The following is a 24,021-nucleotide window of genomic DNA, read 5'->3' on the forward strand; positions in this document are numbered from 1 at the left end:
CTTGGCACTATTAACCTATGTAACGAAATGTTGAATTTTATTATATTCCATAAAAAAACAGCTAACGATTGAGGTTAGCTGTTTTGCTTTATAGCGATCAATTTACCAAATGGGTTAATAGATAAATTTTATGATTTAAACTATTTTTCTAGAACCTTTTAGTCATTCACACTGGCAGGTTTGGCTTTAGCCATATTCTTAATACTGAAGCGTTCATTCATTTTTTGATAAAAACGGGCTAGGTTTTCGCCTTGTTCATTAGGATTAATTTTCAACACTTTACCAAAATCTAAGCTGAGATATAGCACGATATCCGCGAAGCTTAATTGCTCGCCTACTAGGTATTCGCGACCTTCTAATATCGTCTCAAAATACGCCATGGCTTTGACCGCACGAGCAATTGATGGTGCGACGAACTCGGGCACTTGCTCAACACGTTGTGCTTTAGATGGATGACTGTGCTGAAACGCGAGCATCAAGTTATACATCACCTCAAACTCTGCAACACGGCGCATAGAACAAACTTGGGCACGCTGTACCACATCATTACCCATGACCGAACGCTCACCGTAAACACGATCTAGATACTCACAAACTGCCTGCGAATCATTCAATACAGTACCATCATCTAAGGTCAAAACAGGTACGGTCTGCATCGGATTCATTTGCGTAAAGGCTTCTGACATTTGCTCATTTGCCGCAAAATCAATATCGATCACATCGACATCATCCATATCATCAACATCAATACCTTTTGAAGCCAATAGGATAAGCGCTTTACGTGGATTGGGCGCTGTACGGGTAATATATAGTTTTTTCATAGCAAACTCCTTGTAAGAATGATTAGACAGCGATTTGGCGCTGATACGCTTTATTATGGTTATTGTACTGATAAGCACAAATATTGATACGCTATACCACAGTTATAGCCTAATCGGGCCATCATGGCAAAGTGTTATTAATCATAAAGTAGAAATAAATAAAGCCCCATAACCTTGAGTCATGGGGCTTTATTTAATCACATTTATACATCAGTCTAATTATTTGTTTGGTGCAGGTGTGGTACGTAGATACGGCTTAATCTCTTTGTGACCTTTTGGATATTTTGCAGCGATATCTTCGTTTTTCACACTTGGTGGAATGATTACGTCATCACCATCTTTCCAGTCTACAGGTGTTGCAACGTTATACTCATCCGACAACTGTAGTGCGTCAATTACACGGATAATTTCATCAAAGTTACGGCCACAGCTAGCAGGATATGTCAGCGTTAGACGCACCTTTTTATTTGGATCAATAATAAAAACGCTGCGTACCGTATGCGTGCTATCTGCATTAGGATGCATCATGTCATATAATTCAGCCACTTCTTTGTTAGGATCAGCGATGATTGGAAAGTTCATCTCTGTCCCTTGCGTCTCACCGATATCACTCGCCCACGCTTTATGGTCCTCTAAGCTATCGACAGAGATACAAATCGGTTTTACATTGCGCTTTTGAAACTCGCCATTGAGTGCTGCTGCACGACCAAGCTCAGTGGTACATACTGGGGTAAAGTCTGATGGATGTGAGAAAAAAACCACCCAATGATCGCCTGCCCACTCGTGGAAATTAATATCGCCTTCTGTGGTCGCAGCGTCAAAGTTTGGTGCGGTATCGCCTAAACGTAAATGTGCCATGCTTTATTCCTTAGCTATGTTGATGAACGCTTGTATCGACCCGTTGGCCGCGCGCTCTATTATTATCATCGATGTGCTCGCCATAAAAATGCAAAGCACATCCGTAAAAACTGACTTTATAGTAACAAACTGGTTATGAATGTCTTGTGACGGATTGTAATGCGGTTATTCCATTTACCTCTAAGCTGATGGACAAATCTTTTAATGAATTTTATGGACAAGTAGCTTTGATAAATAATTAAACCACCATACCTGCATCCCATAAGCAAAATTCGCACCATAATCATACTTAACTTTATAACTGCACACAAAAAAGCCCATTCCTAGCGTACTAGAAATAGGCTAACTTGCAAACTACTATTGTTCAGTATTATTTCAAAATATCTATTTGGATAAGGATACTTTTCATATACTGAGTCAACATAAATTAAGCTGGCTTATAGCTATCACGCAAGCTAACGATTTGGTTAAATACTGGCTTATCAGTGCTGTGATCTTCGCTATCAGAGATGAAGTAACCTTCACGCTCAAACTGGAAACGCGTGCCAGCATCTGCATTGACCAAAGATGGCTCAACCACTGCATTTAGCTCAGTGAGCGAGTTCGGGTTTAGCGCTTGATAAACATCAGCAACGCTACTTGGATCCTCAGCACTGAATAGCTGCTCATACATACGTACCGTCGCTGGCACACCTTGACTGGCTGATACCCAATGAATCACGCCTTTGACTTTACGCCCTTCAGGGTTATTGCCCAAAGTAGCAGGGTCAATCGTCGCTTTTAGTTCAACGACATTGCCACTTTCATCAGTGATATGCTCAGTGACGGCTAGTACGTAGGTGTTACGCAGACGAATCTCTGGCTTTTCTGGAGAGAGACGCTTGTAGCCTGCTGGCGGTTCAATCTCGTAATCACCTTGATCGATGTATAGCGTCTCGGTAAATGGAATCTCACGCTCACCCATATCCACGTTAGGATGGTTTGGCTGAGTCAACCAAAGCGTCTGAGTCGCATCGTCAAAACGTGCATTAACGCTATCGGCTTTTTGTGACTCCCAACTGCTTACCGCCTCGCTAAAGTTAGTGATCGTCACTTTCAATGGCTTTAGGACTGCCATACCGCGACCAGTAGTTGTCTCTAACGATTGACGAACACTAAACTCTAGTAAACGGAAATCAACCACACTATCCGCTTTGGTCACACCCACACGCTCACAAAAATCGCGCAAGCCCTCTGGCGTATAACCACGGCGGCGCATACCAGCGACGGTCGGCATACGGGGATCGTCCCAACCGCTTACGATACCTTCATCTACCAGTTGTTTTAGCTTACGCTTACTGGTCAATGTATGATCAACGTTTAAGCGGCTAAACTCGTACTGATGTGGTGGTACGTCAAAGCCGATTTTTTCGATGACCCAATCATAGAATGGACGGTGATCTTCAAACTCAAGCGTACATAATGAATGGGTAATTCCTTCTAACGCATCCGAGAGTGGATGAGCAAAGTCATACATCGGATAGATGCACCATTTATCACCAGTCTGATGATGCGCTTGATGCATCACGCGATAGATGACAGGATCACGTAGGTTCATATTTGGGCTGGCCATATCAATCTTGGCGCGCAAAATAGCCTTACCCTCAGCGTATTTACCGTCTTTCATATCGTTGAAAAGCGCTAGGTTTTCTTCAACACTGGCATCACGATATGGTGAAGGCGTTCCCGCTTCATTGAATGAACCACGGTTTTCTTTGATTTGTTCAGGGGTTTGCAAATCAACATAAGCGTCGCCTTGCTCAATCAACTGGATTGCCCATGCATGCAACTGATCGAAATAACCTGAGGCATGATGCGCCTCGCCTGGCCACTCAAAACCTAACCACTGCACATCGTTCTTAATATTGTCGATGTAATCTTGCTTTTCAGCAGTTGGGTTGGTGTCATCAAAACGCAGATTGCACACACCGCCGAACTCTTTGGCCACACCAAAGTTTAAGCAGATAGATTTTACGTGGCCTAAATGCAAGTATCCATTTGGCTCAGGCGGAAAGCGCGTTACAATTTGCTGATATTTTTGCGCATTGACATCGTCACGAATGATATTACGAATAAAATCGTTTTTTGGTTCATCTTTTTGTGCATTGTTGCTTGAGTGATCACTCATCGGGCATTGCTCCTAACGCAAATTGTCAGTTCATGGTGCGTGCCATCACGCATCACGAAACGTTTAAACTAAAGTGTTAAAATAAAACGAGAATATTAAAACTTAGATAGTGCGACCGCATTATCAAAATTTTTCAAAAATGGGTAAAGTTGCGTTATTCTATCAGGTTTCGCAAACGCATTAACAGCCTGATACATGACACGGGATAAAAAAGCCGTTAGACTACCCGTAACTTTTTAATCACTAATTTTTAACCACCACTTGACAGCGTCATTTAAGGCGCTGCAACAAAAAAGGAATATCCCATGGTAGACATGCCACCAGTAGTAGAACTAGAAACCAATATGGGTGCGATCGTTATCGAACTCAACGAAGAAAAAGCACCAAAAACTGTAGAAAACTTTTTGAACTACGTAAAATCTGGTCAGTATGACGGTACAATTTTCCATCGCATCATTGATGGTTTCATGATTCAAGGCGGCGGAATGGACGCTGAGATGAATGAAAAACCAACCAATGCGCCTATCGAAAACGAAGCGGACAATGGTCTAAAAAATGACAAAGGTACTATCGCAATGGCGCGTACCCAAGATCCGCATTCAGCGACTAGCCAGTTCTTCATCAACGTAAAAGACAACGACTTCCTAAACCACTCTGGCAAAAACATGCAAGGTTGGGGTTACACCGTATTTGGTAAAGTAACAAGCGGTATGGACGTTATCGAGAAAATGCGCAGCGTACCAACTGGTCGTTTCGGCATGCATGCTGATGTGCCAAAAGAGCCAGTTGTTATCAACTCAGCAACCATCATTACTCAGTAGTAGTTATTTAATAGCAGCTAGTCAGTAATATTTACTTAGCGATAGCTGTGAATGAGCGAGCACTTTCTAGTAGAATTTACTAAGTCATGCTCGCCATACGATAAGTCACGAGGACCAAGATAAATGCAAAGTTTTAATCACTTAATCACGACCCGCCCTCATCAAGTGCGGCAAGTATTGATTAGCGATTTGCATTTATCGCCTCAGGAGCCTGCCTTAGTGCAGGCTTTTTTGGCGCTATTAGATGACTGTCTCGCCCTGCCAGCGCTCAAACGCCTCTTTATATTGGGTGATTGGTTTGAGGTGTGGCTAGGTGATGATACGTATCTGTCCCTATCGAAAGAGAAGGAGTCAGGAGATGAGCAGAAAAAACATTGGCTAACTCCGCTCATAGCTAAACTCAAGCAGCTACGTATCAATGGCTGTGAGATATTGGTTATGCACGGTAACCGTGATTTTTTATTGGGTCAGCCGTTTTGTAATCTGTTCGGTGGAGAGCTTATCAACGAGCCATATATTTTGCCTGTTGGTCAGCAGAACTACCGCTTAGAACACGGTGACGCACTATGTACTGATGATAAGAAATATCAGTTCTTTCGCAAAATTATGCGCAACCGTTTAACTCAGTGGTATTTGCTTAATAAGTCATTAGAAAAACGCTTAGTCATCGCAGAAAACATGCGTAAAAGAAGCCAGCAGAATAATGCGAACAAAGCTGCGCATATCATGGATGTGAATGATAAAGCTGTACGTCAGGCCATCACTACTAGCGATGCATTATTACACGGACATACTCATCGTCCAGACATTCATCAGGTAACTAATGATAAAAAGCGCTACGTGCTTGGCGACTGGCGATTGTTAGATAAAGACACTCGCCAGCCGAAAGTCAGTGCCGTGATTGGTGCAGTTACAGATGACGAGCATTCAAATGACGGTTTTAGTAGTAATGATTTAAGCAGTAATGATGCTGAGTTTGGATTATTTGAGTTTACAATGTTTGTTTGACTTGATCGTTGAATCTATCTAAAAAACAAAAAGGGTCTGTTGAAATATCAACAGACCCTTTTTATTTTTTACCACAATTCTTTCATTACACTTTTAAATAGCTCATCGCTTGCTAGCTATTTAAGGTATTAGCTTAAAGAAATGCTGACGGTAATGCTTTAGCTCACGGATAGAGTCACGAATATCGTCTAAGGCTAAATGACTGCCACCTTTTTCGAAGTTCTTTAAGATATCAGGACGCCAGCGGAAACAAAGCTCTTTAATTGATGACACGTCAAGATTACGATAATGGAAGAAACGCTCAAGCTCTGGCATTTGACGCGCCATAAATCGACGATCTTGGCAGATAGAATTACCACACATTGGCGACTTACCACTATCGACCCATTTGTTTAGGAACTTGATGGTCTCCGCTTCGGCTTCTGCCAATGTCACCGTACTACGACGTACACGATCGACCAATCCTGACTGACCATGCTGCTTGGTATTCCAGTCATCCATCTTATTTAAGACTTGATCTGATACTTTGATAGCAAACACAGGCCCTTCAGCAAGTACATTCAAATCTTCGTCAGTAACGACAGTAGCAATCTCGATAATCTCATCGTTTAAGGTATCAAGTCCGGTCATTTCTAAATCAATCCACACCAGCCCTTTTTTGCCTTGATTTTTGATTTTAATCTTATTGGGATGGTCACCGGTAGTCATACAATATCCTATGGTCATTAAATTTTGGGACAGTTTTAAACATAATTTAAAAAACGTATTGCGGTTGAATACTCATATTCAGGCAGGTTTGTCATGCACTGATTGATTCAAAAAATCTAGCAAGCAGCTAAAATATTACAAAACCACTGTCTGCCGCAGACGCTTTAGGCTGTATGTTAGCAAATTTTCACGCTACACTTAGCAATATTTTTATAATAGGTCAAAAACCCATGGCATTAATCCGGCAACGCAAACTGACTAAACAACAGATTCGTCGCATCGACAAGCAGCAACTGTCCAATCAAGATAGTATTGATGACAGTTTGATGGATGGCGTGGTCATGGCGCATTACGGTAAGCAACTAGAAGTACAAGTCACTAGCCTGCCAGCTGTCATACCTGAGCAGCCAGAGATTGCACCTGATGATCCTGAGCCGTTTTGGCAAACGCTTGAATTGAATGATATTTGGCGCTGTCATGTGCGTACCAATCTACCGATGCTAGCTGCTGGCGATCAAGTGCGCTGGAATGCCGACTCTAATACTGGCTTTGGTCGTATCGAAGCGGTCAAACCGCGTACATCGCTGGTCTCTCGTCCTGACCGCTATCACAAGCTCAAGCCTGTTGCCGCCAATGTCGATATTCTGGCGATTGTTTTTGCGCCATTGCCTGCCGCCGCGCCAACGCTGATCGATCGCTATCTCGTGGTATGCCATCATGCAGGTGTCAAACCACTATTGGTACTCAACAAAGCCGATTTATTAGCAGAAGAGAACGGCGTGGACACCAATGAACTATTGGCACAATATGCCGCGCTCGGTTATGAAAGCGTTCTAACTTCGGTCGATTGCCCTGAAAACATCGCTGAGAGCGATGAGCAAGAAGGCCTTGATGAACTAAAACGCTATATAGATAAAAAGCTGGTCATCTTCGCGGGTCAATCTGGCGTCGGCAAAAGCAGTCTAATCAATGCCCTTTTGCCTGACTCTGGACAGAGCGTCAATATCATCTCGCAAAACTCTAAGCTTGGTCAGCATACTACGACGACCAGTCGACTGTTGCCATTCAATCCAGAAGATCTCACTCAAGGCGGTATCGTTGATACACCAGGGATTCGTGAATATGGCATTTGGCACCTTACTCCTGATGATATTATTTCAGGCTTCGTTGAGCTAGCACCATTGGCCAGCGGTTGCCAATTCCGTGACTGTCGCCATACTCACAACAGCAAAGGCTGTGCACTATGGCAAGCCGTAGCTGATGGTGAAGTATTGCAGCGCCGCGTTGAAAATCTCGTCACGCTACGAGAAGAGGCAGATACGAAGCCTTATTAGTATTTGGCTTGTTACTGTTCGTTTTAATTAAACACGGTCTTGTGAGTAGATATTTTTATTAGGCTGAGAAGATCCATAGATAGGTGCAATAACCGCCCAATTATTGCCTATGTCATCGCCCGTTTACTATAGATGGCCTTATCGGTATAATAGCGCCTTGTTCATTATCATTGGGCTGTCTTCTCAGCTTAATAGAACACTTATTTTTTTGGAGGTATGGTTTGGATCGTGCGCTGGAATTTGTGGGCAACCACCCGTTTTTATTTGGTATATTAGCCGTACTTGCTATACTGTTTTTTACGATTGAAAACAAACGTAGCGGTAGAAAAATATCGCCTAACACGCTTGGCATGATGGTCAATTCTCAAAACGCGCAGCTTATCGATATTCGCGCTAAGAAGAAGTTTGAATCAGGCTATATTCAAGGCAGCCGCAACATACCATTCACTGACCTCAAAGACCGCTTAGAAGAGATTCGCGCGATTGAGCAGCCGGTGATTATCATCTGCGACATGGGCGTCCAAGCAGGCGCTGCGATTCAGATGATTGGTAAAGATAGTGTCTATCGCTTAGAGGGCGGTATTGGCGGCTGGCAAGGCGCTGGCATGCCGTTGGTTGGTGTAAAAGACGCCAAAGCAAAGGCTAAAGGTAAAACAAAACCAAGTCTAAGCAAGTAATAGATCTGTATAGGCGCTTAAGTGAAGCGTTTATACACATCGCTTAGCCCATGTTTGTGTGACCTGACTGACGTTATCAGCGCTACCAACGCTATAAAGAAGACACCTTTTTATTGGGTGTCTTTTTTTGTGGTTTATTTTTTATGTTCTATTTATCATGTTTTATAGCACTAAAATACGTTTTGAGCCAAAACGGCTTGAATTTGTCATGCTCATCCCCACTTTAGTAATGAGCATCACCGAATGCATTTTTACTTTACTCATTGATAACAGACTATACCAACGCTTAGACTATGATAATTTATCATGCTTTTTATAATACGTTTGTTATCCCATAAATTTATAAATAAGGATTTACCATGACTGTATCTGTGAAAGTTTACACTACCCCTATCTGCCCATACTGCTCAAACGCCAAACAACTACTAAAAACCAAAGGTGTTGATTATGAAGAAATCGGCATGCACGATATGAGCAGCGAAGAGCGTCAAGCGTTGATGAAAAAAACCAATAATTACCGCACTGTGCCGCAAATCTTCGTTGGTGAAACTTTCGTCGGTGGTTTTGATGAGCTCAACCAAATGAACCAGCAAGGCAAACTTGACGAGCTATTGGCAGGTTAATCTGCTACCTTTCTTTACTGTCTGTCTTTACTTATGTAAAGACAGACAGTGGCAGGTTTTAATAGAGCAGTAAGAAGTAACGATAAAAAATATCGAGACAATACCAAAAAATAGTCTCGATTTATATTACAATGAACTTTTATTAAAATGACGATTTGCCCAATCATTTGATTTAATTTTAGAGGATTTACCATGGCTGAAGAACAAGCACAACCACAATTGGCACTAGAACGCATCTACGTAAAAGACATGTCACTTGAAGTCCCAGGCGCTAGCGTATTTACCAAAGAGTGGAACCCAGAGCTTGATATCAATTTGTCTAGCAACGCTGAAAAATTAGATGACGATCATTATCAAATCATCCTAACTGTGAGCGTTACTGCCAAAAATGCGGAAGAAGCAGCATTTATCGCTGAAGTGCATCAAGCAGGTATCTTCTTACTAAAAGACATTCCAGAAGATCAAATCGGTCAAATCCTAGGCGCATACTGCCCTAACGTGTTGTTCCCATATGCTCGTGAAGTCATCAGTGACATCGTGACGCGTGGTAGCTTCCCACAATTGCTACTAGCACCTGTGAACTTTGATCAAGCGTATGCACAGAGTCAGCAGCAAGCACAAGTTGATGCTCAAGGTAATGCTTAAGCGCTAACCAAAAATATATGAGCTCTACCAGTCGTATATTTGATAAAGGGCCGTTTACTTATAATGAGTAAGCGGTTTTTTTGTGTGTGTTCTCATAAGGCATAAAAAAACCCTGCTATTAAACAGGGTCTTCAACGACTACATCGACTGGCTAAATCAATTAGCTAATATCGAACATTAGCCTTTTAGTGCAGATAGGATTTGCTGCTTAACGTCATCGATACCTTGCGTACCATCAAACTTATCATAGTTAGGCGCATCATCGCCTTCTTTAGCTTTGTCTTGGTAAAAACCAACCAATGCTGACGTTTGCTCATGATAAGTAGATAGACGGTCACGGATAGTCGCTTCTTGGTCATCTTCACGCTGGATAAGCGCTTCACCAGTGACGTCATCGATGCCTTCAACCTTTGGTGGATTGTGATCGACATGATAAACACGACCTGAACCTGGATGCTGACGACGGCCAGACAAGCGGCTCACGATTTCGTCATCAGGTACACTGATTTCGATAACATGGTCAATAGCAACATCAGCGTCTGCAAGTGCTTGCGCTTGAGGAATAGTGCGCGGGAAACCATCTAGGATACAACCATTCACACAATCAGGCTTAGCGATACGCTCTTTCACTAGGTTGATAATGAGGTCATCAGAAACCAAACCACCAGCATTCATGATATCTTTGGCTTTTTTGCCAAGCTCGCTACCTTCTTTAATTGCTGCACGTAGCATGTCGCCAGTTGAGATCTGTGGAATATCATATTCTTTAGAAATAAACTGGGCTTGGGTACCTTTACCGGCGCCTGGTGGTCCTAGTAAAATAATACGCATCATTACACGACTCTCCTTAATAGATAGGATTTTGGGATTAATAAAACTCTGGGATTAGTTGTTTGCAAAGCTACCTTACCTTGTGGCCCTGCAAAGCTCAAGTATTTTCATTATTGATGTGACAAGTTGGCATGACTTATCTGTTCATACATGGTCAATTCAAGATAAAAAGCAGCAGTATTGACTGCGTTTGGAGTGCCCATTTATATATCTGGGTTACCTTTATATCTCTTTTAATCAAGTCAATCATAACACTGCTGCTCGCGTCCATACTGAGCAACAGCGTCTATATAATAAATACCATTAGCGTCCAGTATTTATATTACTACTATGGCTATGGAACTTGCTGATTTATTTCCACGTTGACCTGATTTTGTTCTGCGCTGATAACCACGGGATTACCCGAGAGGTCGCCTGACTCTGCGGTAGCATTGCCACTATGACTGATACGAGCGATGACCGCTAGCTGTACTTTATCAGAACGAGCCGACCCTAGGGTACGCTCTGGCATCATAGCATCAAGATCACTTAGGCTAATAACCGCTTCGCCTTGTTTGATATTGCTAATCGGTAGACGCTTAGCCGCAAATGGTGGACCACCTTTCACGTCACGTATCGCTACAAACAGCGTATCGTCAGCTTTTACCAATGGTAACAGACTAGCATTTATTTTGACTGTCACTTCGACGCCTTCAGAGGCTTGCTGTTGCTGCATCACCACATTAGCGCTAAGCTCATCTAGACTTGATAGCGCTTGCGTATGATCACCTGGTTTGGCCGCGATACTGTCACGCAGACGTTTAATCCAGCCTTGCGCTTGATCGAAGTTGCTAGCACGTGCCTCACCCATCGCCATAAGCATTTGTGCGCCCTCATGCTCTGGGTTTTTGGCCAGTATGTTTTCTAACACTCGGCGGCTATTGGCATCTAACTGACCTTTATTAGCAAAAAAACTGATCTGCGCATAAGTGGTCGCAATTTCTTCGTTATCAGGTGATAGACGATAAGCGCGCGACAAAGCCTCTAACGCCGAATCAGTCGCCTCTAATGACAAGAATAGCTCTGATAGGCGCATCCAGCGATTGTAGTCACTGGCATGACGATAGACGTTAGTCTGCATGGCACTAATCAGCTGGTTACCATCTTCAATTGCCCAAGCAGGTGGCTGATCGATTCTACCTGTCAGTAAGTCATCTGCCACTTGGCCGACTTTGTCCTCAGCAGCCCACAGCTCAAATACAGGTGTGCGATCACCGACCATCAGATACGCCATAGCAGTCAATACAGGCACCCAAACCATAATAATCAATCGGCTTTTGATACCAGGCGTGACCATCGGTGACACTTCACGCTGAGCATCCAAAAGCTGACGTTCAAGCTCAAGCTTCTGGTTTTGATAGTGATGGTCATCAATGATACCACTGTCTTTGTCTGTTTTCAGCTCTGCTAGTCGCTCACGAAACACAGCAACGTTGATATCCAGCAGTTGATTGTCCACAGGCATGCTATGCGAACGCGGTGCTCTTAACCACGGCTTAATGGTGATAACACCCAATAAAAGAGCGACAAGTAAACTTAGCGCAATAAATAAGCCAACAGTAGAAAATATGGTCATTTTTTGCCCCCAAGGCTTGTAGTGTCGTCTTTGTCATCACTGTTAGCTCGTGACAATAAGCGATCAAGTTCTGCTTTTTCAGCGGCAGACAACGCTTTGACATGGTTGTCTACTGCAACGCCACTCTCGCCGCTGGCGACAAGCTGACGGCGTTTACTTTGCCAAAACCAACCGACCAATAAAATAATCAATAATAACGGTGGGAAAAACCATAAAATCCATGTTGAAGGACGTACTGGCGGCTTATAACTGATAAAGTCGCCATAACGCTCTTGCATATAGGCTCGAATTTCGCCATCACTACGACCATCTTTTATCAAGTCATAGGTTTTTTGCTTTAAGTCTTGCGCAATGGGTGCATCAGACCCTGCCAAGTTTTGGTTTTGACATTTTGGACAGCGTAGCTCTTCGATAAGACCACGGTACTGGGCTTCTTGTTGCACAGAATCGAAATCGTAGACATCAATGGCAGCAAGGCTTGCCATGCTGAATAGACAAGCGATAAACAAGCTTACTAACTTTATGGTCGCGTTTCTTATTTGGTAGGCTATCATTTGCACGCCTCCGCAACTTGGCTCGGATCTGGACTGACCCCATTATTACTAGCGTCGTTGAGTACCATTAAGCAAGGCGTAATACGACTTTGCCAATTGCTCTCATTGATCTCACCGATGATATGCTGACGAATAATCCCATCACCATCGACGATGAAAGTCTCAGGTGCACCAGTCAGACCTAAGTCTAGAGCGAACTGTCCTGACAAGTCCTGAATAGACATAGAGAACGGGTCACCACCGCGATTCAGATACCCTAACGCATCACCAATATCATCTTTGTAGTTTACGCCCACCAAGTTAACACCGCGCTCTTCTAGCTTCATTAGAAAAGGATGCTCAATGATACAAGTTGGACACCAAGAGCCCCAAATATTCATTAGAAATGGCTTATCTGGGAGGTTGTCATTGGTCATGATACGACTGGTATCTGATAATAATGGCAACTCAAAGGCAGGTACTGGACGCTCAAGCGCTGTATTGGTTACGATATCAGTCGGTTTGCCCAAACGCATATAGAGCATAGCGACCAAACCAATAAAGATAACCAGCGGAATCAAAAACCCAATTTTTAGTTTTTTCTTAGTTTTTACTTTATTGCTGCTTGCAACTTTAGGGTCTTTGACAACATCTTGCTGAGCTTTTTTATCAGGTCCATTGTTTGAGGTAGTCATATTAACGCTCCCCTATCTTTGTAGCTGACGTATCCAAATCTGCAACCGTCGCAAAGCCTGATTTTTTGGCCGCGATTTGTGCAGGTGTTTTGGTTTTTTTGATACGGTAACGATTGTCTAGCATACTGAGCAATGCGCCAAACGCCATGATAAGCGCGCCCAACCATATCCAGCGGATAAGCGGTTTGACATAGATACGGAAAGCCCATTCATTGCTATCTTCAGCAATCGGCTCACCAAGTGCTACGTAGACATCGCGCATCAGATTGGCATCAATCGCAGCTTCTGTCATCGGCATCATACTGATAATGTAGTTACGCTTTTCAGGATATAACGTGGTCACTTCTTGACCGTCTTTACTGACTGTTACTTCTGCTTGCGTAGCGTCAAAGTTACTGCCTTTTACTTCACTAAAGCCTTCTACCGTAAAGTCATAGCCTTGCACATTGACACTGTCATTAGGCCCTAATGCCACATCACGCTCAATACTCAACGTAGTGGTAAATGCCACGCCGATGACCGCAATGATGACACCAATATGAGCAGTTTGCTGACCCCAGTAGCTCAGACGCAACTGACGTAAACCGTTTAAGCGACTTGGTGCGTTTTTGGTCTTGTCTTTGAAATCGACAACCATCCATAGCAACACCCAAAAGCTCACAGCCAATGTGACACCGATATTTAGCATCGCCGACGGACTGGTGAAATAGGTAATAATGGCGGCCAATACCAAACTACTCACCGCAATGACCATGCCAGCACCCAATAACGGGCGGCTGTCTTGTTTCCAGCGGATATTAGAGCCCATACCCATCGCTACCAGTAGCAGCCATGTCAACGGCACAAATAGAGCGTTAAAGTATGGAGGGCCAACAGATACCTGACCTAAGTTAAAGGCATCAGCAATAATAGGATATAGCGTACCAAGTAGTACCACTAAGGTTGAAATGAGAATAATAACGTTGTTAATTACCAAAAATGATTCACGTGAGATGAGTCGATACTGACTCTCAACCGTCAAACGCCAGCCACGTATAGCAAACATCAACAGACCACCACCGACGATAATACCGAGGATGACTAGAATCACTAGACCACGCGTTGGATCAGCGGCAAATGAATGCACTGACGTGATGACACCTGAACGTACTAAGAACGTACCAAGCAAGCTAAGCGCAAAAGCAAAGATTGCGAGCATAATCGTCCATGCTTTAAATACACCGCGTTTTTCGGTGACAGCAAGCGAATGCAGTAGCGCCGTTCCTGCCAACCACGGCATTAATGATGCGTTCTCTACTGGATCCCAGAACCACCAACCGCCCCAGCCAAGCTCATAATAAGCCCACCATGAGCCAAGCGCGATACCGACTGTTAAGAACCCCCAAGCAGCCAATGCCCATGGACGCGACCAACGTGTCCATACCGCATCCAAACGCCCTTCCCACAATGCTGCCATACAAAACGCAAATGGCACTACCATGCCCACGTAACCCATATAAAGCATTGGTGGGTGAATAATCAAACCAAAATCTTGCAATACAGGGTTTAGATCCGCGCCATCAACAGGTAGATTGGGCAATGTGCGATCAAATGGCGATGAGGTAAAGATAAGCATCGCTAGCATCATCATCTGCACGCCTGCCAGTATCACCAGCACTCGCGCACGCATAGACAACGGCAACCCACGACTGAAGTAAGAGACCAGCGCACACCAAGTGGCCATGATGGTCATCCACAATAGCAGCGAGCCTTCATGCCCGCCCCATGTCGCCGACAGCTTGTAGTACCAAGGCAGCAATGTATTGGAATGCTGTGTGACATAGACGAGACTAAAATCGTTGTAATAAAAGCCTGCCATCAATGCTGCAAATGAGGTAATCATTGCCGCAAATTGTGCCCATGCCAGACTTGGCGCCAAACGCTGCCAAGCGACGTGGTCACGCATGACGCCAATGGTTGGTAGTACCACCTGCAAAATCGCCAGTATAAAAGCGGCCAGCAAGGCAAAATAACCCAATTCTGTGATTAACATACGGTCTAACCTTGTTTACCTTGGATACAATTAAGGGTTCACCGATGGCATTGCTAGCCACTGGCAAACGCTAATAGTCCTTTATGCGGTCATAGTTTACGGTTAAAAACTGAGGTTTCAATTGCTGTAGAAGCACATGAAACCCGCTACTATCATTGTGACGTACCAATATGAATGATTGATACAAAATGCTTATCTGTTGTTAATTTTACATTTTTTAGTTATTCAAAGCTTATTCAATACAGCCATTCATGACTAATTAAAAATACTTATTGATGCATTACTGCATCGAGGGGAAAAATACTAACACTAAATGCAACCAACCTGCTAGAAAACCGGTCAAACCGCCCAAAACAATCAACGTCATCTCATCCTCACGGAAAGCTGGACGCAATAGATTCTGAAACTCATTTGGCGTAAGCGCACGTATTCTATCGCGAAACAGACCAAATATTTTACTGGCTCGGCTTTCATTTAGCTCAGGATCTCGCAGTGGTACCATCGTTGCGACAATAGACTTGTCAATAATGGTATTTTTGAGTTGTCCATAATCACGGCGACCCAATCCCACACGTAATGTCGTGCTAATCACTGGTGACTCTAGCACCGTATATAGATGCGATTTCATCAAATCACGCGTTTGCGCTGAGCGATCACCGTACATCATTTCATTCATGATGTTTTCTAAAGTGACCAAATCCTTTACCACAATCTCAGCAAAAACCTCAGAAACTTCCTCTTGGCGCTTCATAAAGCCGCCTTGCAAACGATACTTTGCGATATGCGGTATAACCGGTTTAATAAATGGAAAGCGACTCTGCACCGTAAACAGCTTCAAATAAGGTATGAAGTGCGGCTCTACTGGATTAAATACCATCCAAATGGCAATCCAATTGGTGAGAAAACCCCAAATTGCAGCAAAGAACGGTACGGTCCAATGCTGCGGCACTACCAAAAATATAAACATCTGGATAATACCAAATACCAGACCAATCAAAGCACTGATGTGCCAGATAAAATCGATCTCTTTTTGCCCAACTTTTAAAAACATATTGACCATCAAACGACGATCATTTTCCATGGTATTGACAATCATTTTGCGCATATCGACCAAGTCTTCGACATGATAAGTCAAATCTGTCACAAGCGACTGCATAATACTGGGCAGCTCTTTATGGGCTTGCGCATAGACACGGCGCTTTAGGGCGTAAGGCAAATTGCCCCACAATGCTGGTGAGTGATCCAGCATAATCTCATCAATCAATGGCTCAAGGTTTTTGTCCACCGTATCAGTGACAAATATCGCCATTTGCTCAGGTTCCATCGCCTTAAAAAACTCATCAAGCGAACCGAGTTTTGAGAGCGTCTGGTCAACGATAACTCCTGATATCTTGCCCGCTTTGCGCGGAACAATACCTTGCCAACCGATACCTGGCAGCCCAAAAAATGGGAAGTTCGGAATACGAATACCCCAGAACTTGACCGGATAAAACAGCATCTTGAGCGCCATCCACACATGTACCCAAGTGACGAATGCCGTCACTGGTGGAATGGTCAGCATGGCAAAGAACTCTGGGTGTTCAGCTATCGTCTGCCATAATGAATTTACGTCCATGACTTATCTAGTCCCTGACAGGTTGATTGTCGTTGCTAATACTGTCGCTACTGATAACGAGACTTTAGCAAAATGAGAACGTTTCAAAAGACGCTCCGCCCATAATAACTACTATAAAATAAATCGCCTGATTTTAGCATACTTGCCAGTTATTAGCACATATAGACCAGCGGCAAGTTGTGACTAAAGATGACATGGTTGATATCGTCTGTTAACCAATAAAAACCTAAATATAAGCAAGTGCTTGGTCAGTAGATAATCAAGACAAAATATATGACTGAGTACTGCGTCTGCTCATTTGTTCTGTTATAATTTGTAGTGCAATAACAAAGACTACCTGCGTATAAATGACTGCATAACGTTTTCACCCCATACCCTTCTATGTGATTGAAACCATTTGCATTATCTTTTAGACTCACCGCACTTTGGTTAACCAACCTGCCCTCTTATTTTTCTTTTATTGACTCACTGACCGTTTGGGCTCTGATCTTCTATGAATAAACCGATAACTCCCAATACCGAACAGGTCAACAGTACCTTTACCAATCGTATTATCATCTTTGGGATTATAATATTGATTGGTTTGGGCGGTTTGATAACACGTTATGGGTATTTGCAAGTCTACGCTCATGATCAGTACACAACGCAAGCCGATAACAACCGTATCAAACTGATATCTGCGCCACCTAGTCGTGGGTATATCTATGATCGTAACGGGGTAATACTGGCAGACAATCAGCCTGTATTTACAGCGATGCTCAGCCCTGATGAGGTCGAAAATCCTGAGCGCACGTTGCATCTACTCGCGCCGATTTTTGATTTAACCGATACAGATATCACTGATATCTTGGCGCGTCTAAGTAAAAATAAAAATGACCCTGTAACGATCAAGATCGACTTAACAGAAGCACAGTTGGCTCAGTTTAGTGAGCGTAAGCCGTTCTTCCGCGGGGTCTCTATTCAGAGCAAGCTTACGCGCTCTTATCCTTATGATGAGCTGTTTGCCCATGTCATCGGCTATGTCGGACGTATCAATGACAAAGAGTCAAAGCGTATTGATAAAGACCGTTATGCTGGTACTGACTTGATTGGTAAAATTGGTATCGAAGACTACTACGAAGATATTTTGCTTGGGCAACCGGGTTATCAATCGGTAGAAACAGACGCACATGGTAATATCTTACGCCAGCTGGATACCAAGCCGCCGATAGCAGGTAACGATATTACGTTGAGCTTGGATTATGGTTTGCAAACCATCGCCCAGCAGCAGCTCGATGGACGCCGCGGTGCAATCGTTGCGATAGATCCCAAAAACGGTGACGTCTTAGCATTTGTTAGTAACCCAAGCTACGACCCTAACCCTTTCATATCAGGTATTTCTTTTAAAGATTACGACGACCTGCGTGAAGATCTCGACCAGCCATTGTATAACCGTGCACTACAAGGTACCTACCCACCTGGCTCTACTATCAAGCCATTCGAGGGTCTAGGCGGTATTCATTATGGTCTACGCGATTGGAACAGCACCATCTATGATCCTGGTTATTTTAGCTTACCTGGCGACACACATCGATTCCGTGACTGGAAACGTGGCGGTCATGGCACGGTAGATCTAAAAAAATCTATCGCCATGTCAGTCGATACTTATTATTATAAGCTGGCTTATGAGATGGGCATTCAACGTCTGCACGATTGGATGGTACGCTTTGGTTTTGGTAAAGATACTGGTATTGATTTGCCTAATGAAAAATCAGGCATCATGCCATCACCAAAGTGGAAAAAAGACACTTACGATAAAGATTGGCTACCGGGCGAAACCATCTCGGTCAGTATTGGACAAGGGTATTTCTTGGCAACACCATTACAGATTGCCAACGCTACAGCCATGACAGCCAGTAAAGGTCAGCACATTACTCCGCATTTATTAAAGAGCAGTGACGGTGCCGCGGACGTCAAAATTATCACTAAGCCAGATGGTAAAATCGACTATAACGGTAAGCCGTCTGACTGGTTGCGTATGCATGATGCGATGGAAAGCGTGGTAGAAAATGGTACAGGACGCGGTATCTATACCCCGCGCTATCGTATCGCTGGTAAAACAGGTACTGCACAGGTGAAATCTATTGCGCAGGGCAAACGCTACGATAAGTCAGCAATAGATAAGCGCCACTGGGATCATGCTTGGTTTAATGGTTTTGCGCCAGTAGAAGACCCGCAGATTGCCCTTGCGGTATTGGTCGAAAATGGCGGCGGTGGTAGTGCTGTTGCAGCGCCTATTGGCCGTGCTCTATTTGACTACTGGATGCTACAACGCAAAACTGATCCGATATTGCCGCCGTCCGCTGATGAGCTAAAAGTCATTAAACGCCAAAAGGCTTTTGAAAAAGCGATGCGTGATGCCATTCGTGATAAAGAAGCAAAAGCATTGGAAGAGAAAGAAGCCGCGGAAGCTGAAGCGGCAGCAGCAACGTCTGAGTAACTAGACGTTTAAGCAGTTAATAGTATAAAAAGTAAAACCTAGTGAAATAAGACTTAGTAAAGTAAAACCTAGCATAGAATTGGTAAGCGAGACACAATAATGAAAAAAGCCTCAAATGGACGCGCACCAAAGAATAACCGTAAGACGAAAAGTGCGGCAGCGGGTGATGTGCGCATTATCGGTGGTCAGTTTAAGCGCCGTATTGTAAGTTTCATTGATGCAGATGGCCTGCGCCCGACCCCAGATCGCTTGCGGGAGACTTTATTTAACTGGCTACTCGCTGACATTCATGACGCCCATGTACTCGATAGCTGCGCTGGCAGTGGCGTACTAGGATTTGAAGCACTATCTCGCGGTGCGGCCCACACAACATTTATCGAAATCAATCCAGCACAAAGTAACATGCTACGTCAGAGTGCTGAGCAATTACGTCTTGAAGCTGCTGCTTACCAAATCATCACTGGCACTGCTAAGCAAGTATTACGTCAAGAGCAACTGACTGCACGCCTTTTTGACATTGTATTTATCGATCCACCTTATGCTCAGGATTTATGGCAGCCTATTTTGACTGCGCTTATTACCAATGCCTTAATCAATACTGAAACACTAATTTATTTAGAAGCTGATAAAGATTTGTCAGCACAGCTTAAGCAATTGGAAGCGTCGCTAAATGAGAATTTAGCCTCTCAATCGAGCGTTACTCAGCAACCAATCACTTTTGAATGCTTGAAACAAACCAAAGTCGGACAAGTTGTCGCTGGACTTTATCGTCTATCATCGTCATAATTGTCGGGTTAATGAAAGCCGTTAACGTATTTTACAAATGTTTAGAACCGCTAAAAACTGGCCGACGCTGCAGTTTAATGTATATAAGGCGAAAATAAACCCCAATGCAGCTTGCAAGCGTAGGCGCTACTGCTTATAATGTGCAGTCTGTTTTTTGAGAGCCCCGTTCCCAGCTAAACTCTCAACGAATTCTAATTTTAAGGTTTTATCATGAAAACACTTAGTGCAAAACCAGCTGAAGTGACCCATGACTGGTATGTCGTAGATGCTGACGGCAAAACCCTTGGTCGCTTAGCCACTCAAATCGCAACTCGCTTACGTGGCAAGCACAAGCCTTCTTTTACTCCGCACGTTGATACTGGTGACTTTATTGTTGTCATCAATGCTGACAAAATCACGGTAACGGGTAAAAAAGCACAAGACAAAAAGTACTATCGTCACAGTGGCTACCCAGGTGGTATTAAAGAAACCAACTTCAATAAGTTGCTTGCACATAAGCCTGAAGATGTTCTACACAAAGCAGTTAAGGGTATGCTTCCAAAGGGCCCTCTTGGCTATGCGATGATCAAGAAGCTGAAACTTTATGCGGGTACTGATCATCCACATACTGCACAGCAACCTAAAGAACTAGACATCTAAGGATATACTTATGGAACGCAATTACGGAACTGGTCGCCGCAAGACGTCTACTGCTCGTGTATTTTTATCAAAAGGTACTGGTAGTATCGTTGTTAACGGTAAGCCACTTGACGAATACTTCAGCCGTGAAACTTCACGCATGGTTGTACGTCAGCCATTAGAACTACTAGACTCTGTTAACGCATATGACTTATATGTAACTGTTGCAGGCGGTGGTATTAGTGGTCAAGCTGGCGCAATCCGCCACGGCATCACACGTGCATTAATCGAAGCTGACGAAACTTTGAAGCCTGCCCTAAAAGCAGCTGGTTTTGTTACTCGTGATTCACGTCAAGTTGAACGTAAGAAACTGGGTCTACGTAAAGCACGTAAACGTCCACAGTTCTCAAAACGTTAATCAAAACTATCTCTTATATTTTTGCTGCTGTTGTCTTTTTCTCAGAGCTTCAGTAGCAAAGTTAAATAAGAGTCTGGTTTTGCAAAACCTTATAAGCTGGTCACAGCTTATAAGGTTTTTTTATGCCTACTGATAGCGTGTTGATTATCCGATTGTCTTCATCAAACCAGCTTTGTTTTACGGCAATAACTAACATGAGTGCCTTGTTTCAACGCTGCAAAGTAGAGCGTCTGTAGAAATTCTAACTTGCAAAGCATTAAACGCTACCCCATCATATCAGTAACTTTTTATTATTTGCCATGATGCCTCAAACCGTGCTGCAGAAGGATATTATGAAAGCGCCAGAACAATTTGACCCTAGCAAACCATCTGCCAATAGCAGCGTGCCGCCTAGCATGAAACAGTCGGCTAAGTCGCCTGCGATACCTGCTGGCACACCGACAATTACCCAAAATCATAAGCGTACAGCGCAAGCAGATAACAAGCCATTTCAGTGGCAGTTTTTATCACCAAAGAATTGGGGCATTTGGTTATTATTCTTAATAATGCTACCAATGATATATCTGCCACTACGTTGGCAGTTTTGGCTAGGTCGTAAGCTTGGTATATTGATTTATAAAGCTGCTGGCTCGCGTAGACGCGATACGCTAATCAATCTGAAGCTGGCATTTCCAGAAAAGCCCGAAGCTGAACGTGAACTAATGGCCAAGCAAGTATTTGTCAATCAAGGCATTGGTGTGTTTGAAACGTTATGCGCTTGGTTCAGGCCAAATATATTTACTAGAACTGTTTCCATTTCAGGGCTACAGCATATTGTTAATGCGCAAAATGAGCAGCGACCAGTTATCCTGCTCGGTGCACATTATACGATGCTAGATTTGGGTGGACTATTATGTGCGCAGTTTTTCCCAGTAGATTGTATGTATCGTACGCAAAACAACCCTTTGCTGGACTGGATTATCTATAATGGTCGTACCAATATATTTGGTAAGCAAATCTCTAGTCGTGATATGCGAAGCTTAGTTACTTCTATCAAAGCAGGACACGTCATTTGGTACTCTCCTGACCAAGACTATGGCCTTAAGCAAGGGGTCATGGCACCATTTTTCGGTGTGCCCGCCGCGACTATCACTGCATCGCGTCGCATGGCAAAACTGGGTAGCAAAGCAAAGCCACCAGCTGTCATGGCATTGCATACTTATCGGCAAACGCCTGACAACTTGCCGCGTGGTAAACGTCCCCATTATCATTTAACAATTACGCCAGAATTAGACAACTATCCAAGTAAAGATGAAGTCGCTGATGCCACTCGGGTCAATGAAGTTTTAGAAGGGCTCATTCGTATTGATCCTACGCAGTGGATGTGGTTCCATCGTCGTTTTAAACATGGGCCAAACGGTCGTACTGATATCTATAAGTAAGCCTTTATTCCCAAAAATACTGGTGAAGTTTGCTATACTTTGCGGCTAATATTTTGCATTTTAGCTATGCACTGATAATAATTTTATAAACAAAATAACGGATTTTCCATGAGCAATAACAGTACTCCTGACAATCAAACTTCTGATACTTCAACCGAAGCTAAGCGCATCTTGACTGGTATCAAACCAACTGGTATTCCACATTTAGGTAACTATGTTGGCGCGATTCGTCCAGCGATTGAGTCTATTCAGAACAGTGATCATGAAGCGTTTTTCTTTTTGGCAGACTACCATGGCATTATCGGTTGTTATGACCCTGCTATCATTCATGAGTCGACGAGAGCCATTGCCGCTACGTGGATTGCTTGTGGTCTAGACCCAGAGCGCGTCACGTTCTATCGTCAGTCAGACGTGCCTGAGATTCCAGAACTTGCTTGGATTTTGAACTGTTCATGTGCCAAAGGTTTGATGAACCGCGCCCATGCCTATAAAGCAGCCGTTGATATCAATACAGAAAAAGCCGATGTCGATCCTGATCAAGGTGTCACCATGGGTCTATTCGGTTATCCCGTGCTAATGGCGGCTGATATTTTGATGTTTAATGCGACCCACGTGCCTGTTGGTCGTGACCAAGTGCAGCATATCGAGATGGCGCGTGATATCGCAGGTACTTTTAATCATCGTTATAAGTCGCTTTTCACGCTACCGTCAGCAGTCGTTGATAACGATATACCGCTGCTTACTGGGCTTGATGGCCGCAAGATGAGTAAGAGCTATAGCAATACGATTCCCCTATTTGGTGAGCCAAATCCACAAGTTAGTCCTGAAAAACAAATGCATAAAGCCATCATGAAAATTGTGACTAACTCACAGCTACCTGATGAGCCAAAAGATCCTGATGATTCAGCTATCTTTGAGATTTATAAAGCATTTGCGACCCCTGAAGAGATTGCTGATATGCGTGCGCGTTATGCCGCTGGTATTGGCTGGGGTGACGCTAAGCAAGCTCTGTTTGATAAGATTAATGACGAAATCGCGCCATTCCGTGCACGTTATGAAGAGCTGATGGCCAATCCAAAAGAGCTAGAAGAAATCTTGCAGATGGGTGCGGATAAAGCCCGTCGCCATAGTCGTAAGCAACTAGACAAAGCTCGCCGTGCTATCGGTATCCGTCCGCTTGCTAAGCTTAAATAATCGTTGCTGGAATAGTCGTTTTACTGGCGCAATTTATTATCAAAGCGGGTGCTAAACGTGCAAACTGAACCAAACACCAAACAGGCGGCTTTGTCTAAAGCCGCCTTATCTGCTATGGCTGA

The 24,021-nt window shown here is 43.7% G+C and carries 22 protein-coding genes; 12 read left to right on the forward strand and 10 right to left on the reverse strand.

Annotated elements, in window-relative coordinates; all coding sequences use genetic code 11:
• Positions 1-158: 158 nt before the first annotated feature.
• The 3 genes from CXF69_RS02410 to CXF69_RS02420 form a co-directional block, all read right to left on the reverse strand.
• Positions 159-821: a glutathione S-transferase family protein gene (locus CXF69_RS02410; protein WP_101206376.1), complete on the reverse strand. Its 663-nt coding sequence runs from the start codon at positions 819-821 to the stop codon at positions 159-161.
• A 219-nt stretch (positions 822-1,040) separates the two neighbouring features.
• On the reverse strand, positions 1,041-1,679 hold the full coding sequence (locus tag CXF69_RS02415) for a peroxiredoxin (protein WP_101206375.1): 639 nt from the start codon (positions 1,677-1,679) through the stop codon (positions 1,041-1,043).
• A 427-nt stretch (positions 1,680-2,106) separates the two neighbouring features.
• A complete protein-coding gene (locus CXF69_RS02420) occupies positions 2,107-3,846 on the reverse strand; it encodes a glutamine--tRNA ligase/YqeY domain fusion protein (protein ID WP_101206374.1) in 1,740 nt (579 codons plus the stop codon).
• 305 nt (positions 3,847-4,151) lie between these two features.
• Here CXF69_RS02420 and CXF69_RS02425 point away from each other — a divergent pair, with 305 nt between their 5' ends.
• Both CXF69_RS02425 and CXF69_RS02430 read left to right on the forward strand, forming a co-directional pair.
• Positions 4,152-4,667 (forward strand): peptidylprolyl isomerase, encoded by a 516-nt coding sequence (locus tag CXF69_RS02425; protein ID WP_057760980.1) that lies wholly within the window; start codon positions 4,152-4,154, stop codon positions 4,665-4,667.
• 123 nt (positions 4,668-4,790) lie between these two features.
• Positions 4,791-5,675 carry a UDP-2,3-diacylglucosamine diphosphatase gene (locus CXF69_RS02430; RefSeq protein WP_101206373.1) on the forward strand — a complete coding sequence of 295 codons (885 nt, stop codon included), beginning with the start codon at positions 4,791-4,793 and terminating at the stop codon, positions 5,673-5,675.
• Positions 5,676-5,795: 120 nt separating this feature from the next.
• On the opposite strand, the gene orn is transcribed toward CXF69_RS02430, so the two are convergent.
• Positions 5,796-6,383 carry an oligoribonuclease gene (gene orn / locus CXF69_RS02435; protein WP_057760984.1) on the reverse strand — a complete coding sequence of 196 codons (588 nt, stop codon included), beginning with the start codon at positions 6,381-6,383 and terminating at the stop codon, positions 5,796-5,798.
• Between the two features lie 230 nt (positions 6,384-6,613).
• On the opposite strand from orn, the gene rsgA reads away from it, so the two are divergent.
• The 4 genes from rsgA to secB all read left to right on the forward strand — a co-directional run bounded on the left by rsgA (position 6,614) and on the right by secB (position 9,662).
• Positions 6,614-7,717, forward strand: coding sequence for a ribosome small subunit-dependent GTPase A (gene rsgA, locus CXF69_RS02440; RefSeq protein ID WP_101206372.1), 1,104 nt, complete (start codon positions 6,614-6,616; stop codon positions 7,715-7,717).
• A 221-nt stretch (positions 7,718-7,938) separates the two neighbouring features.
• Positions 7,939-8,394 carry a rhodanese-like domain-containing protein gene (locus CXF69_RS02445; protein WP_057760987.1) on the forward strand — a complete coding sequence of 152 codons (456 nt, stop codon included), beginning with the start codon at positions 7,939-7,941 and terminating at the stop codon, positions 8,392-8,394.
• 359 nt (positions 8,395-8,753) lie between these two features.
• The gene (gene grxC / locus CXF69_RS02450; protein ID WP_021813631.1) at positions 8,754-9,017 is read left to right on the forward strand and encodes a glutaredoxin 3; all 264 of its coding nucleotides are present in this window, start codon (positions 8,754-8,756) and stop codon (positions 9,015-9,017) included.
• Between the two features lie 192 nt (positions 9,018-9,209).
• Positions 9,210-9,662, forward strand: a complete 453-nt coding sequence (secB, locus tag CXF69_RS02455) for a protein-export chaperone SecB (protein WP_057760989.1) — start codon at positions 9,210-9,212, stop codon at positions 9,660-9,662.
• Between the two features lie 177 nt (positions 9,663-9,839).
• Here the strand turns inward: secB and adk are convergent, their stop codons facing one another.
• From adk to CXF69_RS02485, 6 genes are all read right to left on the reverse strand, one after another.
• On the reverse strand, positions 9,840-10,493 hold the full coding sequence (adk, locus tag CXF69_RS02460; RefSeq protein WP_180952604.1) for an adenylate kinase: 654 nt from the start codon (positions 10,491-10,493) through the stop codon (positions 9,840-9,842).
• Positions 10,494-10,827: 334 nt separating this feature from the next.
• Positions 10,828-12,108 carry a c-type cytochrome biogenesis protein CcmI gene (gene ccmI, locus CXF69_RS02465; RefSeq protein ID WP_101206371.1) on the reverse strand — a complete coding sequence of 427 codons (1,281 nt, stop codon included), beginning with the start codon at positions 12,106-12,108 and terminating at the stop codon, positions 10,828-10,830.
• On the reverse strand, positions 12,105-12,593 hold the full coding sequence (locus tag CXF69_RS02470; protein ID WP_416374994.1) for a cytochrome c-type biogenesis protein: 489 nt from the start codon (positions 12,591-12,593) through the stop codon (positions 12,105-12,107). The genes ccmI and CXF69_RS02470 overlap by 4 nt, the downstream gene beginning before the upstream one ends.
• A gap of 65 nt (positions 12,594-12,658) precedes the next feature.
• Positions 12,659-13,336, reverse strand: coding sequence for a DsbE family thiol:disulfide interchange protein (locus CXF69_RS02475; protein ID WP_102077874.1), 678 nt, complete (start codon positions 13,334-13,336; stop codon positions 12,659-12,661).
• 1 nt (position 13,337) lies between these two features.
• Positions 13,338-15,368, reverse strand: a complete 2,031-nt coding sequence (locus CXF69_RS02480) for a heme lyase CcmF/NrfE family subunit (RefSeq protein WP_102077873.1) — start codon at positions 15,366-15,368, stop codon at positions 13,338-13,340.
• 280 nt (positions 15,369-15,648) lie between these two features.
• Positions 15,649-16,983 carry a DUF445 domain-containing protein gene (locus CXF69_RS02485; protein ID WP_101206367.1) on the reverse strand — a complete coding sequence of 445 codons (1,335 nt, stop codon included), beginning with the start codon at positions 16,981-16,983 and terminating at the stop codon, positions 15,649-15,651.
• A 493-nt stretch (positions 16,984-17,476) separates the two neighbouring features.
• Between CXF69_RS02485 and mrdA the strand changes: the two genes are divergently transcribed.
• The 6 genes from mrdA (at position 17,477) to CXF69_RS02515 (ending at position 23,899) form a co-directional block, all read left to right on the forward strand.
• The gene (gene mrdA / locus CXF69_RS02490; protein ID WP_102077872.1) at positions 17,477-19,462 is read left to right on the forward strand and encodes a penicillin-binding protein 2; all 1,986 of its coding nucleotides are present in this window, start codon (positions 17,477-17,479) and stop codon (positions 19,460-19,462) included.
• Between the two features lie 99 nt (positions 19,463-19,561).
• Positions 19,562-20,248: a 16S rRNA (guanine(966)-N(2))-methyltransferase RsmD gene (gene rsmD / locus CXF69_RS02495; RefSeq protein ID WP_101206365.1), complete on the forward strand. Its 687-nt coding sequence runs from the start codon at positions 19,562-19,564 to the stop codon at positions 20,246-20,248.
• Between the two features lie 210 nt (positions 20,249-20,458).
• Positions 20,459-20,887: a 50S ribosomal protein L13 gene (gene rplM, locus CXF69_RS02500; protein ID WP_057761004.1), complete on the forward strand. Its 429-nt coding sequence runs from the start codon at positions 20,459-20,461 to the stop codon at positions 20,885-20,887.
• 10 nt (positions 20,888-20,897) lie between these two features.
• On the forward strand, positions 20,898-21,284 hold the full coding sequence (gene rpsI, locus CXF69_RS02505) for a 30S ribosomal protein S9 (RefSeq protein WP_101206364.1): 387 nt from the start codon (positions 20,898-20,900) through the stop codon (positions 21,282-21,284).
• Between the two features lie 332 nt (positions 21,285-21,616).
• On the forward strand, positions 21,617-22,705 hold the full coding sequence (locus tag CXF69_RS02510) for an LpxL/LpxP family acyltransferase (protein WP_101206363.1): 1,089 nt from the start codon (positions 21,617-21,619) through the stop codon (positions 22,703-22,705).
• A 108-nt stretch (positions 22,706-22,813) separates the two neighbouring features.
• On the forward strand, positions 22,814-23,899 hold the full coding sequence (locus CXF69_RS02515; protein WP_101206362.1) for a tryptophan--tRNA ligase: 1,086 nt from the start codon (positions 22,814-22,816) through the stop codon (positions 23,897-23,899).
• The last annotated feature ends 122 nt before the right edge of the window (positions 23,900-24,021 follow it).

The sequence above is a fragment of the Psychrobacter sp. Choline-02u-9 genome, from assembly GCF_002836505.1.
GTDB lineage: Bacteria > Pseudomonadota > Gammaproteobacteria > Pseudomonadales > Moraxellaceae > Psychrobacter.